Here is a 15,597-nt window from a genome sequence, read left to right as displayed (position 1 = left end):
GAAGCCGGGCAGCACAGAGAAAACGGACGGGAACGACACCGCCCACGCCGAGGAACGGGAGAGCACGGCACATGGCACGACGAGGGATCCGCGGCACGTCCCTGACGCGGCACCGCCGCTCCTACCAGCCCCCCGAGCCGCACCCCTCCGGCGCCCGCGCGCCGAAGCTGCCCGGCGAGCTGGTCCCCGGCCACGTCGCGATCGTCATGGACGGCAACGGCCGCTGGGCCAAGGAACGCGGCCTGCCCCGCACCGAAGGCCACAAAGTCGGCGAAGCCGTCGTCCTCGACGTCGTCAAAGGCTGCCTCGAACTCGGAGTGAAGAACCTCTCCGTCTACGCCTTCTCCACCGAGAACTGGAAGCGCTCACCCGACGAAGTGCGCTTCCTCATGAACTTCAACCGCGACGTCATCCACCGCCGCCGCAGCGAACTCGACGCCATGGGCGTACGCATCCGCTGGGCCGGCCGCATGCCCAAACTGTGGAAGAGCGTCGTCCAGGAACTCCAGGTCGCCGAAGAACAGACCACCGACAACGACGCCATGACCCTCTACATGTGCGTCAACTACGGCGGCCGCGCCGAAATCGCCGACGCCGCCGCCGGCATCGCCCGCGACGTCGCCGCCGGCCGCCTCGACCCCAAGAAGGTCAGCGAACGCACCTTCGCGAAATACCTCTACCACCCCGACATGCCCGACGTGGACCTGTTCATCCGGCCCTCCGGCGAGCGGCGCACCTCCAACTACCTGATCTGGCAGAGCGTCTACGCCGAAATGGTCTTCCAGGACATCCTGTGGCCCGACTTCGACCGCCGCGACCTGTGGCGCGCCTGCGTCGAGTACGCCTCCCGCGACCGCCGCTTCGGCGGCGCCATCCCCAACGACACCGGCAACGGCTTCGACACCGGCTTCGACACCGGCTTCGACACCGGCTCCGACACCGGCTCCGACACCGGCAACGAGGCACACAGCCGCTGACACCCCCGCCAGGCGCCCGGCAGGCCGGGCCCGCACCACAGGCCCTACGGACCCGGGCGGTGCGCCCGCCCCGCGGGCCACCGCGCGCACGGCGCGCGGCACGCCCGCAGCGCCCCCGTCAGCCCCGCGCCTGCGCCGCGCACTCCGCGCACGTACCGAAGACCTCCACGGTGTGCGCCACGTCCACGAACCCGTGCTCCGACGCGATCGACTCCGCCCAGCGCTCCACCGCGGGACCGTCGACCTCCACCGCCTTCCCGCACACCCGGCACACCAGATGGTGATGGTGCTCACCGGTGCTGCACCGGCGGTACACCGCCTCACCCTCCGTCGTCCGCAGCACGTCCACATCGCCGGCATCCGCCAGCGACTGCAGCGTCCGGTACACCGTCGTCAGCCCCACCGACTCGCCGCGATGCCGCAGCATGTCGTGCAGCTCCTGGGCGCTGCGGAACTCGTCGACCTCCGCCAGCGCCGCGGCCACCGCCGCCCGCTGACGCGTCGACCGGCCGCGTACCGGGGGACCTGCGGTCGTCACCCTTGCCTCCTGCTGCTCGCTCGAAGCCCTGTCCGCCCCACGAGCCGCCATTGTGCCAGCAGCACCCCCGGAAACGGACACAGCCGCCGCAGCCGCCGTCATCGCGCCCCACCTCCTACCCGCTCACCAGCCCCCTCGCCGCTCCCGTCACCCGGCCCCGCCGCGACCGGCATCCCCGCCTTGGCCGCCGCCGCACCACCCGACCGCGACCGCCACCGCGCCAACGGCACCGCCAACGCCGTGACCAGCAAAAACAGCCCGAGCGCAAACAGTACGATCGTCGCCCCCGGCGGCACGTCCACGTAGTACGAGAACACCGTCCCCGACAGCGTCGTCACCACCCCCATCGCCACCGCCAGCGCCAGCGTCGCCGCGAACGCGCGCGTCGCCTGCTGCGCCGCCGCCACCGGAATCACCATCAGCGCACTCACCAGCAGCAGCCCCACGACCCGCATCGCCACCGTCACCGTCACCGCCGCCGTCACCGCCAGCAGCAGGTTCAGCGACCGCACCGGCAGCCCCGTGACCTTCGCGAACTCCTCGTCCTGGCAGATCGCGAAGAACTGCCTGCGCAACCCCAGCGTCACCAGCAGCACGAACACCGACAGCCACAGGATCGCCGTCACATCGGAATCCGACACCGTCGTCACCGAACCGAACAGATACGTCGTCAGGTTCGCCGTCGACCCGTTCGGCGCCAGATTGATCAGCAGCACACCGCCCGCCATGCCCCCGTAGAAGAGCATCGCCAGCGCCAGATCACCGCGCGTGTGCCCGTACGAGCGGATCAGCTCCATCGCCACCGCGCCCGCCGCCGCCACCAGCACCGCCGTCCACACCGGGCTCGTGTTCAGCAAAAAACCCAGCGCCACCCCCGTCAGCGCCACATGCCCGATACCGTCACCCATGATCGCCTGCCGGCGCTGCACCAGATAGATGCCCACCGCCGGCGCCGCGATCCCCACCAGCAGCGCCGCCAGCAGCGCCCGCTGCATGAACGGCGGCTCCAGGAACTCCAGCATCATGTCAGCAGCCCCGTCCTGTCCGCCGCGGCCGGCTCACCCGCACCGCCCGGGTGCGGATGGCACGCCAGATCGTGCACCTGCGCCGCCGCGTCCGCCTCCCCGCGCCCGTACTCCCGCACCACCAGACCGTCACCCAGCACGACCGTACGGTCGATCAGCGGCTGCAGCGGCCCCAGCTCGTGCAGCACCAGCAACACCGACGCACCACCCGCCACCTGGCCGGCCAGCGCCTCCGCCAGAATCCGCTGGCTCGGCAGATCCACCCCGCCCAGCGGCTCGTCCATGATCAGCAACTCCGGCTCCGCCGCCAGCGCCCGCGCGATCAGCACCCGCTGGTGCTGCCCGCCGGACAAACGATTCACCGACTCCTTCGCCCGGTCCGCGAGACCCACCACCTCGAGCGCCCCGTCCACCGCCGCCCGGTCCGCCCGCCCCAGCGGCCGCAGCCGCGACCGCGAAAGCCGCCCCGACGACACCACCTCCCGCACCGACGCCGGCACCCCCGAGGCCGCCGTCGAACGCTGCGGCACATACCCGATCCGCCGCCACGCACGGAACCGCCCCAGCGGCGTCCCGAACAACTCCAGCTCACCCGACGTCAGCGGCACCCGGCCCACCACGGCCCGCACCGTCGTCGACTTCCCCGAACCGTTCGCCCCCAGCAGCGCCACCACCTCGCCGCGGCCCACCGCCAGATCCACCCCGCCCAGCACCGCGCGCCCGCCCAGCGACGCGTGCCCACCGCGCAGACTCACCACCGGCTCCACGCCCGCTCCCTCCGCCGAGACCCCGCTCACTTCGCCCCCAGCGCCTTCTGCAGCGCCCCGAGGTTCGCCTCCATGATCTCGAAGTAGCCGTCACCCCTGGACTTGTCCGTCACGCCCTCGATCGGGTCGAGCACATCCGTCTCCAGACCCAGGTCACCCGCGAGAGTGCGCGCCGTCTCGTCGCTGACCAGCGTCTCGAAGAACACCGTCGTCACCCCGTCGTCCGCCGCGATGTCCTGCAACTGCTGCATCCGCGCCGCGCTCGGCTCCGACTCCGGGCTCAGCCCCTTGATCGACTCCTGCACCAGGCCGTAGCGGTCGGCGAGGTAGCCGAACGCGGCGTGCGTCGTGACGAACGTGTCCGTACGCCGGCCCTCCAGCCCCGCGGCGAACTTCCCGTCCAACCGCCGCAGCCGGTCCGCCAGCTCCGCGGCGTTCTTCTCGTACGCCTTCGCGTGGTCCGGGTCCGCCTCCGCCATCGCCTCGCCGACGCCCTCCGCGACCTCCGCGTACCGCACCGGATCCAGCCAGATGTGCGGATCGGCGCCGTCCTCGCCGCCGTGGTCGTGCCCCTCGTGGCCGCCGTCGGCCCCCTCCTCCGCGTGGCCCCCGTCCTCCTCCGCGTGGCCGTCGCCCTCTTCCCCGCCGTGCTTCTCCAGCGACGTGAACTCCGACGCCTCCACGACATGCTCCGCGCCCGACTGCTCGATGGCCTCGTCCACCGCCGGCTGCATGTCCTTCAGATAGACGATCAGCCCCGCGTCCGCCAGATCCCCCGTCTGCCGCGGGCTCAGCTCCAGATCGTGCGGCTCCGTCCCCGGCTTCGTCAGCGTCGAGACCTCCGCGTTCCCGCCGCCTATCTCCTCGGCCAGGAACTGCATCGGATAGAACGACGCCGTCACCCGCAGCCTGCCGTCCTCCGTCGTGGTGCCCGAAGCCCCGTCGCCGCAGGCGGACAGGGCCAGCAGCGCGGCCGCGGACAGCGCCGCGGCGGCGGCGGGGGTGAGACCGGATATGGACCGGCGGGAAGCTCTCATGACACTCATTTTCATCAAAGATGGAAACGATTGTCAAAAATATTTACGGGCGGTACCCTCCGGCCCACCCCGAGCCCCGCCCCCGGCCCCCCGGCAGCCACCCCGCAGCCACCCCGCAATGGCCTGCGACCACCCGCACCCCCGCCCCGCCCGCCCCCCGATTTGAAACCAAGGGCACCGCCGCCGGTAACCTGGAGCACCGCTTCGTCGTCGTAATGAAGAGAGCACCGTGGCCGCCGACAAGATCGACACCATCGTCAGCCTGAGCAAGCGCCGTGGCTTCGTCTACCCGTGCAGCGAGATCTACGGCGGCCAGCGCGCCGCCTGGGACTACGGCCCCCTCGGCGTAGAGCTCAAGGAGAACATCAAGCGCCAGTGGTGGCGCTCCATGGTCACCTCCCGCGACGACGTCGTCGGCCTCGACTCCTCCGTCATCCTCGCCCGCGAGGTCTGGGAAGCATCCGGCCACGTCGCCACCTTCACCGACCCCCTCACCGAATGCACCTCCTGCCACAAGCGCTACCGCGCCGACCACCTCGAAGAGACCTACGAAGCCAAGCACGGCCACCCCCCCACCGGCGGCCTCGCCGACATCAACTGCCCCCACTGCGGCAACAAGGGCGGCTTCACCGAACCCAAGCAGTTCTCCGGCCTCCTCTCCACCCACCTCGGCCCCACCCAGGACGCCGGCTCCGAGACCTTCCTGCGCCCCGAAACCGCCCAGGGCATCTTCACCAACTTCATGCAGGTCCAGACCTCCTCCCGGAAGAAGCCCCCCTTCGGCATCGCCCAGACGGGGAAGTCCTTCCGCAACGAGATCACCCCGGGCAACTTCATCTTCCGCACCCGCGAGTTCGAGCAGATGGAGATGGAATTCTTCGTCAAGCCCGGCGAAGACGAGACCTGGCACGAGTACTGGATGCAGCAGCGCTGGAACTGGTACACCGGCCTCGGCATGCAGGAAGCCAACCTCCGCTGGTTCGAGCACCCCAAGGACAAGCTCTCCCACTACTCCAAGCGCACCGTCGACATCGAATACCGCTTCGACTTCGCCGGCAGCCAGTGGGGCGAACTCGAAGGCATCGCCAACCGCACCGACTTCGACCTCAAGGCCCACTCCGCCGCCTCCGGCCAGGACCTCTCCTTCTTCGACCAGGAAGCCGGCGAACGCTGGACCCCCTTCGTCATCGAACCCGCCGCTGGCGTCGGCCGCACCATGCTCGCCTTCATGCTCGACGCCTACGTCGAAGACGAAGCCCCCAACGCCAAGGGCAAGATGGAAAAGCGCACCGTCATGCGCCTCGACCCCCGCCTCGCCCCCGTCAAGGCCGCAGTCCTCCCCCTCTCCCGCAACCCCGAACTCTCCCCCAAGGCCAAGGGCCTCGCCGCCGACCTCCGCGGCCACTGGAACATCGAGTTCGACGACGCCGGCGCCATCGGCCGCCGCTACCGCCGCCAGGACGAAATCGGCACCCCCTACTGCATCACCGTCGACTTCGACACCCTCGACGACAACGCCGTCACCGTCCGCGAACGCGACACCATGAAGCAGGAACGCGTCTCCCTCGACCAGGTCGGCACCTACCTCGGCGGCCGCCTCCTCGGCTGCTGACCCACCCGCCACACCACGACGGCGCCCCCCGGCCGGGGGGCGCCGTCGCCGTATACGCGAACCGCACGGAAAACCCCCGGCAAGCTGCGGCACGCGAGCCCCTTGCTGCACACTGAGCCCCACCGCCAGGCCAGAAGGAGCCACGCACAGCACGAACAAGCAGCAGCAGGAGGCGCGCCATGCACGCGAGGGCCACCAGCCGGGTCACCGCCACCGACCCCGACGGCCACGAACACACCGTCCACGTCACCGGCGCCGGCGCCCGGCGCACACTCCGCTGCGAAAGCTGCGACTGGACCAGAGCCGCCCAGTTCCTGCCCTGGCTCAAAGCAGAAGAACACCTCGCCGAAGCACACGAAGCCGCCGCCGGAACCGGAACCGGAACCGGAACCAACGACGGCACGGCGCCCGCCTCAGAGACGTAGCCCCCGCCCAGAGACGGCAGTTCCCGCCTCAGGGACGCAGGCCCCGCACCACCACATCCACCACCAGCGCGAACTCCGCCGCCACCCCCGGCTCCTCCCAGTCCGGCGCGAACGCCGGATCATGGAACCGGCGCGTCGCATCGAACACCGCCCGCGCCACCCCCTCCACCGAACGCCGCGCCGCCTGCGCCACCGCCGCCGACTCCGCATCCCCCGCCGCCACGGCCGGCGGCACCGACAACACCCCCTGACGCACCCCGTCCTCCAGGATCAGCGTCAACTGCCCCGTCAGCTCCGCGATATGCCGCGTCACCACACCCGCCACCGTCGCCGAACCCGCCGAACCCGCCGCGGCACCCGCCGAACCCGCCGAACCCGCCGCGGCACCCGCCGCCGGACCCGTACGAGCCACAGAGCCGCTGTCGCCGATCAGCGCCATATACGTCGCGAACATCTCCGGATCGTCATGCGCCTTGTGCCGCTTCGCGTCGAACAACTCCGCCAGCCACCGCCGCAACCGCACATCCGCGGGACCCTCCGCCGCCGCGACCTTCTCCAGCGCCGCCGACGTCCGGTCCAGCCACCGCGCCGCCACCGCCGCATGCAGCGCCGCCTTGCTCGGAAAATGCCGGTACACCGAGCCGTGACTCACCCCCAGCACCCGCGCCACGTCCACCACCGTCGCCTTCGCCGGGCCATAGCGGCGCAGCACCTCCTCCGTGGCTTCGAGGATGTGCTCGGGGGTCAGGGTCTCGGACGGCATCGGCGCTCTCCGGCTCTCGGGCTCTCCCGACTGGCGTCGGCTCTGCTACCAGCTTCGCAGCCACCGCCGACAACGACACACCCGCCGCCGGGAGCCGCCCCGCCCGGCGGCGGCCGCACGCGCCGGGGCGGGGGGGCGGGGACCCGGGGCAGGCGCGGCGGCACCCCGCTACGCGCCGCCCGTACCGCTCGCCCGCTCGCTGTCCAGCATCGCCATCTGCTCCGGCGCGTACCGCTCGCCCGCCGCCGCGCCCACCGGCACCGCCTCCTCGATCGCGGCCAGATCCGCCGCGTCCAGCACCACGTCCAGCGCGCCGAGGGACTCCGCGAGCCGGTCGCGGCGCCGGGCCCCGACGAGCGGCACGATGTCATCGCCGCGGCCCAGCACCCAGGCGATGGCGATCTGCGCGACCGTCACCCCCTTGCCGTCCGCGACCCGCCGCAGCGCGTCGACGAGCGCCAGGTTCCGGCCGACGTTCTCCTCGGCGAACCGCGGGGAGTGCGCCCGGAAGTCCTGCGCGCCCAGGCCGCGCACGCTCTCGCGCGTCATGTGCCCGCTGATCAGGCCGCGGGAGAGCACGCCGTACGCGGTGACGGAGACCCCCAGCTCGCGGCAGACCGGCAGGATCTCATCCTCGATGCCGCGGGAGATCAGCGAGTACTCGATCTGGAGATCGGCGACCGGCGCGGTGGCGGCGGCCCGGCGCACGGTCTCCGCGCCGACCTCGGAGAGCCCGACGTGCCGCACGTGGCCGGCGTCGATCAGCTCCTGCACGGCGCCGACGGTCTCCTCGACGGGCATGTCGGGGTCGAGGCGGGCGAGCCGGTAGACGTCGATGTGGTCGGTGCCGAGGCGCTGCAGCGAGTACGCGGCGAAGTTCTTCACCGCGGCGGGCCGGCCGTCGTAGCCGAGGAAGCCGCCGGAGGGGTCGCGCAGGGCGCCGAACTTGACGCTGACGACGGCCTGGTCACGGCTGCCGGGGCGGGCGGCGAAGGCGTCGCGGATCAGCAGCTCGTTGTGGCCCATGCCGTAGAAGTCGCCGGTGTCGAGGAGGGTTACGCCGGCGTCGAGGGCGGCGTGGATGGTGGCGATGGACTCCTTGCGGTCGACGGGCCCGTAGAGCGCGGACATGCCCATGCAGCCGAGGCCGAGGGCGGAGACGCGGGGGCCGGTGGTGCCGAGGGGGCGAGTCGGGATCGAAGTCATGCCGACAAGTATGGAATGACAGATGACAGATGTCAAAATCTGTCAGCGCTATATTCTCACGTGAGCCGGAACACCGCCGTCCCCGCCGCCGTTGACCCCACAGTCCGAGACCAAGGAGTAGCCCATGCGTCGAGTTCGCCCCGCGTCGTTCGGCGCCGAGCCGGCTGGTGCCCGGCTGGCGCGGATTCTCAACTCGCCGAACTACGACCCGGAGGCCGGCGCCTTCCGCAACCCCGTCCCGGCCGGCATCGGCCCGCAGCCCGGCACCGGTTCCCGCGGCGAGATGTTCCGCGCCCTGCTCCGCCGCGACGGCCGCAAGCCCGCGGGCCTCATCCCCGTGCAGCGTCCCGACCTGTCCGCCCCGCCCGCCGGCGGGCTGCGCCTGACCTGGCTCGGCCACGCCACCGTCCTCGCCGAGATCGACGGCCGCCGCGTCCTCTTCGACCCGGTCTTCGGCGAGCGCTGTTCGCCGTTCTCCTTCGCCGGCCCGCGCCGCTTCCACCGCGTGCCGCTGCCGCTCGGCGAACTCGGCCCGCTCGACGCGGTCGTCATCTCCCACGACCACTACGACCACCTCGACATGTCGACCGTCCGCGAACTCCGCAAGGCCGTCGCCCCCGACGTGCTCTTCGCCGTTCCCCTCGGCGTCGGCGCGCACCTGGAGCGCTGGGGCGTGCCGCAGGACCGCATCGCGGAACTGGACTGGAACGAGTCCACCGAGGCCGCGGGCCTGACCCTCACCGCGACGCCCGCCCGCCACTTCTGCGGCCGCGGCATCCGCAACAAGCAGCGCACGCTGTGGGCTTCCTGGTCCGTCCGCGGCCCGGAGCACCGGGTGTTCCACAGCGGCGACACCGGCTACTTCCCGGGCTTCGCCGCCATCGGCGCGGAACACGGCCCGTTCGACGCGGCGATGGTGCAGATCGGCGCGTACAGCGAGTACTGGCCGGACATCCACATGACCCCGGAGGAGGGCGTGCGGGCCCATCTCGACCTGCGCGGCGGGGTGCTGCTGCCGATCCACTGGGGCACCTTCAACCTCGCCCCGCACCGCTGGGAGGAGCCCGCGGAGCGCACCGCCGCCGCGGCGGCGGCAGCGGACGTCCGCGCGGCGATCCCCCGCCCGGGCGAGCCCTTCGAGCCGTCGGCGCCGGTGCTGCCGACGGCCCCGTGGTGGCAGGAGATCGCCGCCCCGGAGCGCACCCCGCAGCCGGGCGGCGGCCGTCAGGCCCCGGCGAAGCCGAGCCCGGCGACGGAGCGGTAGGGGGGAGCGGGCGCGGGGTGGCGGGGTGCCGGACCCGTGCGGCTAGGGCCCGGTTGTGGGCGGGGGCTGGTGGGTTGCCGGGTGGGCGGTCAGGGGCATCTTCTGGCCCTCTTCGTGGGCCTCGGCGAAGGCTTTGCGGCCCAGGGCTGTCGTGGCGCGGGCCGTGATGCGGTCGACGTCGCCCCGTTCCGCCGTGGGCAGGGGGGCGCCGGCCGCCGTGCGGAGGGCGGCGGCGGTGCCGAGGAGGCGGGCGGCGGGCAGGTGGTTGCCGGTGAGCGTCTCGACTCCCGCCAGCCCTTCCAGCGCCAGCGCCGCGGCCCGCGGGTCCTCCGATTCGAGCGCGGCGGCCAGCCCTTCGCGCTGGAGGGCGCGCGCCTCTTCGGCGTCGCCGCGCTCCTCGGCGATGAAGCCCAGCTCCGCCGCGATCAGCGCCACCGCGCGCGGTGCCGCCGAGCAGTCGAGTCCGCGCCACCACGTCAGCCAGGGGCGCAGGTGCCCCTCGGCGGCCTCGGGCCGGCCGGCTCTGCGGGCGACCATGCCGAGGCCGATCTCGGCGAACTCCTCGCCGACCGGGTCGAAGTGCGCGACGGCCAGCGCCATGGCCCGCTCGTGCAGCCGCCGTGACCCGGCCAGGTCGCCGGTGAGCATCGTGATCCGCGCGAGTCCGGTGAGCCGGTACGACTGCTGGGCCCACAGGCCGAGTTCCTCCGCGCGGCGGGCGTCGTCGCGGTGCAGGCGCGCGGCGCGCGCGTAGTCGCCGGTGATCTCGGCGTGTTCGGCCATGGCCTCGCCGGCTTCGAGCCGGCCCCAGTCCTCGCCGAGTGCGTCGAAGATGCGGGCGGCGGTCGCGGAGTGCCGTGCGAGCGCGGTCAGTTCGCCGCGGAAGAGGGCGACGGTCGCCTGTACGACGAGCGCGGCGGCTTCGCCCCAGCGGTCCCCGCGGGTACGGGACTCGCCCAGCGCCCGGTCGGCCAACACCGCGGCGCGGGGGATGGTCCCGTAGTTGGCCTCGGCGAAGGCGAGGAACCACACCGCGCGGGTGTCGGCGTCGCCCGCCGGGGACGCCGGTGCGGTGGGCGCGGGCACGTCCGGGTCCGGGGTGAGGGGTCCCCCGGGGCGGGCCGCGAGTCCGGTTCCGGTTGCGGTGGGTGGTGCGTACGGGCTGCCGGTGCCCGGGGGTTCATGTGCCCACTGCGGCAGGCTGCCGCCGGTGGCGCCGGGGCGCGTGGGGAGGGGGGCGGTGTGGTCGCCGGTGGTGGCCGGCTGCGGGGCGGGGGCGCCGCCGTCGTGCGTTTCCCCCGGTGCGTGCTCCCCGGTGATCCGGGTCCCGCCGCTGCGCGGGGGGCGGGCCGTGGCGTCGTGGAGGGCGAAGCCGGCGTGCCAGGCGGCGGCGGTGGCGAGCGGCGCGGCGGCGCGCGCCGCCCCGCCGCCCTGGGTGTCGCCGCCGCCGGGTGCGTTCCCCGTCGTCCCGCCGTCCGCCGCCGTCGTCCTTGCCGCCTCCAGTGCGCGTGTCAGCGCTCTCGTGCCTTCGCGGTGGCGGCCGCGCAGGAACCAGTACCAGGCCAGGGCGTTCGCCAGGCGCAGCGCCAGGGCCGTGGCGCCCGTCGTGGTGGCGGTGTCGAGGGCGCGGCGCAGGTTGGCCGCTTCGGCGTCGAGGACGGTGAGCCAGCGGGCCTGGGTGCGGGTGTGGAGGTGGGGTGCGGCGCGTTCGGCGAGGTCGGTGTAGTGGGTGGCGTGGTGGCGTAGCGCGCGGGGGTGTTCGCCCGCGGCGGTCAGTTCTTCCAGGGCGTAGGCGGCGACCGATTCCAGCAGCCCGTAGCGGGGGCCTTCGGGCGCGGGGGTGGTGACGACGAGGGAGCGGTCGACGAGGCGGGCGAGGAGGTCGGCGACGTCGGCGGGGTCGATGTCCGTGCCGGCGCAGACGGCTTCGGCGGCGGGCAGGGTGGTGCCGGCGGCGAAGACGGAGAGCCGGCGCAGGACGGCCTGTTCCGCGGGGGTGAGGAGTTCCCAGCTCCAGGCGATCGTCGCGCGGAGGGTGCGCTGCCGTTCGGGCGCGTCCCTGCGGGTGCCGGCGGCGGCGAGGACGCGGAACCTGTCGTCGAGGCGTTCGGCGAGGTGGTGGACGCCGAGGGCGCGGACGCGGGTGGCGGCGAGTTCGAGGGCGAGGGGGATGCCGTCGAGGCGGCGGCAGATGGCGGCGACGGCGGCGGCGTTGCCGGGGTCGAGCCGGAATCCGGGGGCCGCGGCGGCGGCGCGGGCGAGGAAGAGCCGTACGGCGCTGGATTCGTGCAGGCACTCGGCGGCGGGGGCGGCGCTGGGGGTGGGGGTGCCGGCGGCGGTGGTGTGTGCGGGCGGGGTGCCGGGGTGGGGCAGGTCGAGCGGCGGTACGGCGTAGAGGGTTTCGCCGGCGATGGCCAACTGCTCCTGGCTGGTGGCGAGGATCCGCAGGCCGGGCGCGGCGCGCAGGAGGCGGGCGGCGAGGGGGGCGACGGCCTCGACGAGGTGTTCGCAGTTGTCGAGGACGAGGAGGAGGCGTTTGGCGCGTACGGCGTCGGCGAGGACGTCGTGGGTGGGGCGGCCTTCGGTGTCGTGGACGCCGAGGGCCTGGGCGATGACGTCGGCGGGGTCGTCGTGGCAGCGGCGGCCGGCGAGTTCGGCGAGCCACACGCCGTCGGGGAAGTCGCCGGGGAGTCCTGCGGGGGCGTCGGTGAGGGCCTGGGCGGCGGCTTCGAGGGCGAGCCGGGTCTTGCCGACGCCGCCGGGGCCGGTGAGGGTGACGAGGCGTTCGGTGTGGAGGAGTTTGCGTACGTCGGTGAGTTCGCGGCTGCGGCCGATGAGTTCGGTGACGGGCGCGGGGAGGTTGGACGGCGGCGGGCCGGGGTCGGGGAGTGGGAGGCTGCCGGGGGCGGTGTTCGCGGTACCGGGTGCCGGGGCTGCTGCGCCGGCTGCCGCATCCGGGCTTGCCTTGCCCGCATCCGCCGTGCCCGGCGGCTGCGTGTCTGTGCCTGCTGTCCTCGTGTCCGCCGCCGCCGTGCCGTGCCGCGCCGTCCGCTCGCCCCGCCCGCGCGGCCCCGTCAGCAGCGCGGGGTCCTGCGCGAGGATCGCGCGTTGCAGTGCGGCCACTTCCGGGCCGGGTTCCAGACCCAGTTCGCGGGCCAGGTGCCGGCGCAGGTCGCCGTATGCGGCGAGGGCTTCGCTCTGCCTGCCCGCCCGGTACAGCGCCGTCATGTGTGCGGCGCGGAGCCGTTCGCGTAGCGGATGGCGGTCCACGAGGTCGGCGAGTTCGGCGGCGAGCGGGCCGTGCTCGCCGAGGGCGAGCCGGGCGTGGGCCAGTTCCTCGACGGCGGTGAGCCGGGTCTCTTCCAGCCGGGCGGCTTCGGCGCGGGCGAAGTCCTGGTCGGCGACGTCCTCGTAGGCGCCGCCGCGCCACAGCGCGAGGGCTTCGCGCAGTCCCGCCGCCCGTGTCCGGGGGTCTTCGGTCGTACGGGCCCGGGCGAGGAGGGCCGCGAAGCGGCCGGCGTCGACGGATTCGGGGGGTGCGGCGAGGCGGTAGCCGCCGTGTTCGCGGACGACCAGGTCGCGGCCGCCGGGTTCGGCGGCGGCGAGGGCGCGGCGCAACTGCCAGACGCGGGTCTGGAGCGTCGCGGCCGGGTTCGCGGGGCGGCTGCCGGGCGGCCAGAGGTCCTCGGCGAGGCGGCCGGCGGAGACGGTGCGGCCCTCGTGCAGCAGCAGGTCGGCGAGGAGCGCGCGGACCTTGCGCTCGGCGACCTTGACCGGTTCGCCGGCGTCCGTCCACACCGCCAGTGGACCGAGGACCCCGTATCGCATGCCTCAACGGTACGCAGCGGCTCTGACATCCGGCGTGGCCGTGCCGGGGCCGTCACCCGGTGTGCGAGGCGGGCCGCTCCCGGGGCGCCGGGCGCCGGCCGAGAGCGGATCTGGAGTGGACCGAGAGTGGCGGGTCGCACAGTCGGGTCCGTAGCACCGAGGGACGTGTCCGATCGGTTCGGACCGGCGGCTTCGTCTCGCACCGACTGCGCCGCCCGGATCGTGCCGACCGCATCGGCCGCGTCCTCCGGACGAGCCCCCCGACCACCTCGAAGGGATTCCCGTGAACACCGACCTCACCCCCGGCACCGACGCCGCCGGCGCCCCGGATCCAGGCGGTACGGGCCCCACCGGCTCCGGCGGGCGCGCGGGGCCGCGCGCGTGGGCCGGGCTCGCGGTGCTGGCCCTGCCCACCCTCCTGCTGGCCCTGGACGTCTCCGTGCTGCACTTGGCGGTGCCGCATCTGGCGGCGGATCTGCGGCCCGGCAACACGCAGATGCTGTGGATCATCGACATCTACGGCTTCATGATCGCCGGTTTCCTGGTGACCATGGGCACCCTGGGCGACCGTGTCGGCCGCCGCCGGCTGCTGCTGATCGGTGCCGCCGCTTTCGGTGCCGCGTCCGTCGCCGCCGCGTACGCGCCGAGTGCGGAGGCGCTGATCGCCGCCCGGCTGCTGCTGGGCGTGGCAGGTGCCACGCTGATGCCGTCGACGCTCTCCCTGATCAGCAATCTCTTCCCCGATCCGCGGCAGCGGGGTCTGGCGTTCGCGATCTGGGCGGCGATGTTCTCCCTGGGCGTCGCGCTGGGGCCGGTGCTGGGCGGCGCGATGCTGGAGTACTTCTGGTGGGGTTCGGCGTTCCTGCTGGGCATCCCGGTGATGGTGCTGCTGCTGGTGGCGGGGCCGGTGCTGCTGCCGGAGTCGCGGGATCCGGACGCGGGCCGGGTGGATGCGGCGAGTGTGGTGCTGTCGCTGGTGACGATGCTGCCGCTGACGTACGCGATCAAGGAGCTGGCGCACGGTCTCGCGGTGCTGCCGCTGCTGGCCGCGGCCGTGGGGGCGGCGGCGGGGGCGCTGTTCGTGCGCAGGCAGCGGGGGTTGGCCGACCCGCTGCTGGATCTGGGGCTGTTCGCCGACCGGTCGTTCCGCAGCGCGCTGCTGATCATTCTGGTGGCGACGGTCGCGGTCAGCGGCACGTACCTGTTCGTGACGCAGTACTTGCAGATGGTGGAGGGCCAGTCGGCGCTGCGGGCGGGGTTGTGGCTGCTGCCGCCGGCGGGGGTGCTGATCGCGGCTTCCGTGACGGCACCGGTGTTCGCGCGGCGGTTCGGTCCCGGGGCCGTGATGGGCGCGGGGCTGGTGTCGTCGGCGGTGGGGTTCCTGCTGCTGTCGCGGGTCGGGCCGGGTGACGCGGGGTCGATCGCGCTGATCGTCGTGGCGTACGGGCTGGTGAACTCCGGTATCGGTCCTGTGCTGGCGCTGGGCACCGAGTTGGTGGTGGGTTCCGCGCCGCCGGAGAAGGCGGGGGCGGCGTCGGCGATCAGCGAGACGAGTTCGGAGCTGGGGGTGGCGCTGGGCGTCGCGGTGCTGGGGAGCGTGGGCACGGCGGTGTACCGGTCGGATGCCGGCGGCGGGGTGCCGGAGGGCACGCCGGAGGCGGCGGCGGAGACGGCGCGGGACACCCTGGCGGGCGCGGTGGCGGTGGCGGAGGAGCTGCCGGGGCAGCGGGGCGCGGAGTTGCTGGGCGCGGCGCGGGAGGCGTTCGCGGGCGGTCTCGCGGCGGTGGGCGTGATCAGCGGGCTGCTTGCGCTGTCGGTGGCGGTGCTGGCGTTCACGGCGCTACGGGGCGCGGGGCCCGCCGGAGGCGCGGACGGGGTGGGAGGCGAGGGCGCCGCCGGAGACGCAGACAGGGCCGGAGGCGCGGACGGGGCCGGAGGCGAAGGCGGGGTCCGGGGCGTAGGCGGGTCCGGTGCCGGGGACTTGGCCCGCGCCGAGGTCGCGGCGGGAGCCGGGGACGGGGGCGCGGGGAAGTGAGCCGGGGGCGTACGGGGGCGTACCCCGCCCCCGTACCGCCGCGTACTCCACGCCCCGGCCGGCGCATCCGACTCCGTTGTCACCCGGGCCCGTTAGGCTGCCTTCCGAAGCATGGACACA

General features: G+C 73.7%; 12 protein-coding genes. 5 read left to right on the top strand and 7 right to left on the bottom strand.

Annotated features, from left to right (window positions below; genetic code table 11):
- Positions 1 to 71 precede the first annotated feature (71 nt).
- Positions 72 to 977, top strand: coding sequence for an isoprenyl transferase (locus ACFYVJ_RS24810; protein WP_388895348.1), 906 nt, complete (start codon positions 72 to 74; stop codon positions 975 to 977).
- A gap of 118 nt (positions 978 to 1,095) precedes the next feature.
- Here ACFYVJ_RS24810 and ACFYVJ_RS24805 read toward each other — a convergent pair whose 3' ends face one another.
- The 4 genes from ACFYVJ_RS24805 to ACFYVJ_RS24790 form a co-directional block, all read right to left on the bottom strand.
- Positions 1,096 to 1,515 carry a Fur family transcriptional regulator gene (locus ACFYVJ_RS24805; protein ID WP_388895347.1) on the bottom strand — a complete coding sequence of 140 codons (420 nt, stop codon included), beginning with the start codon at positions 1,513 to 1,515 and terminating at the stop codon, positions 1,096 to 1,098.
- 98 nt (positions 1,516 to 1,613) lie between these two features.
- Positions 1,614 to 2,537 carry a metal ABC transporter permease gene (locus ACFYVJ_RS24800; RefSeq protein WP_388895442.1) on the bottom strand — a complete coding sequence of 308 codons (924 nt, stop codon included), beginning with the start codon at positions 2,535 to 2,537 and terminating at the stop codon, positions 1,614 to 1,616.
- Positions 2,537 to 3,337 (bottom strand): metal ABC transporter ATP-binding protein, encoded by an 801-nt coding sequence (locus ACFYVJ_RS24795; protein ID WP_388895345.1) that lies wholly within the window; start codon positions 3,335 to 3,337, stop codon positions 2,537 to 2,539. Before ACFYVJ_RS24795 ends, ACFYVJ_RS24800 begins: the two co-directional genes overlap by 1 nt.
- Positions 3,334 to 4,353, bottom strand: coding sequence for a metal ABC transporter substrate-binding protein (locus ACFYVJ_RS24790; protein WP_388895343.1), 1,020 nt, complete (start codon positions 4,351 to 4,353; stop codon positions 3,334 to 3,336). The genes ACFYVJ_RS24795 and ACFYVJ_RS24790 overlap by 4 nt, the downstream gene beginning before the upstream one ends.
- A gap of 220 nt (positions 4,354 to 4,573) precedes the next feature.
- Between ACFYVJ_RS24790 and ACFYVJ_RS24785 the strand changes: the two genes are divergently transcribed.
- Entirely contained in the window at positions 4,574 to 5,956 is a 1,383-nt protein-coding gene (locus ACFYVJ_RS24785; RefSeq protein WP_388895340.1) for a glycine--tRNA ligase, read from the top strand.
- A 179-nt stretch (positions 5,957 to 6,135) separates the two neighbouring features.
- Positions 6,136 to 6,381 (top strand): hypothetical protein, encoded by a 246-nt coding sequence (locus ACFYVJ_RS24780; protein WP_388895337.1) that lies wholly within the window; start codon positions 6,136 to 6,138, stop codon positions 6,379 to 6,381.
- Between the two features lie 28 nt (positions 6,382 to 6,409).
- On the opposite strand, the gene ACFYVJ_RS24775 is transcribed toward ACFYVJ_RS24780, so the two are convergent.
- Entirely contained in the window at positions 6,410 to 7,144 is a 735-nt protein-coding gene (locus ACFYVJ_RS24775; protein ID WP_388895335.1) for a TetR/AcrR family transcriptional regulator, read from the bottom strand.
- 168 nt (positions 7,145 to 7,312) lie between these two features.
- The gene (locus ACFYVJ_RS24770; protein ID WP_388895333.1) at positions 7,313 to 8,350 is read right to left on the bottom strand and encodes an aldo/keto reductase; all 1,038 of its coding nucleotides are present in this window, start codon (positions 8,348 to 8,350) and stop codon (positions 7,313 to 7,315) included.
- Positions 8,351 to 8,474: 124 nt separating this feature from the next.
- Between ACFYVJ_RS24770 and ACFYVJ_RS24765 the strand changes: the two genes are divergently transcribed.
- Entirely contained in the window at positions 8,475 to 9,614 is a 1,140-nt protein-coding gene (locus ACFYVJ_RS24765) for an MBL fold metallo-hydrolase (protein ID WP_388895330.1), read from the top strand.
- 42 nt (positions 9,615 to 9,656) lie between these two features.
- On the opposite strand, the gene ACFYVJ_RS24760 is transcribed toward ACFYVJ_RS24765, so the two are convergent.
- The gene (locus ACFYVJ_RS24760) at positions 9,657 to 13,442 is read right to left on the bottom strand and encodes a BTAD domain-containing putative transcriptional regulator (RefSeq protein ID WP_388895327.1); all 3,786 of its coding nucleotides are present in this window, start codon (positions 13,440 to 13,442) and stop codon (positions 9,657 to 9,659) included.
- Positions 13,443 to 13,839: 397 nt separating this feature from the next.
- On the opposite strand from ACFYVJ_RS24760, the gene ACFYVJ_RS24755 reads away from it, so the two are divergent.
- Positions 13,840 to 15,477 carry an MFS transporter gene (locus tag ACFYVJ_RS24755; protein WP_388895440.1) on the top strand — a complete coding sequence of 546 codons (1,638 nt, stop codon included), beginning with the start codon at positions 13,840 to 13,842 and terminating at the stop codon, positions 15,475 to 15,477.
- Positions 15,478 to 15,597 lie beyond the last annotated feature (120 nt).

It is taken from the genome of Streptomyces sp. NPDC004134 (assembly GCF_042874195.1).
Taxonomy (GTDB): Bacteria; Actinomycetota; Actinomycetes; order Streptomycetales; family Streptomycetaceae; genus Streptomyces.
The sequence above is the reverse complement of the archived record's forward strand: the minus strand, read 5'-3'. Positions and strand labels throughout refer to the sequence as shown.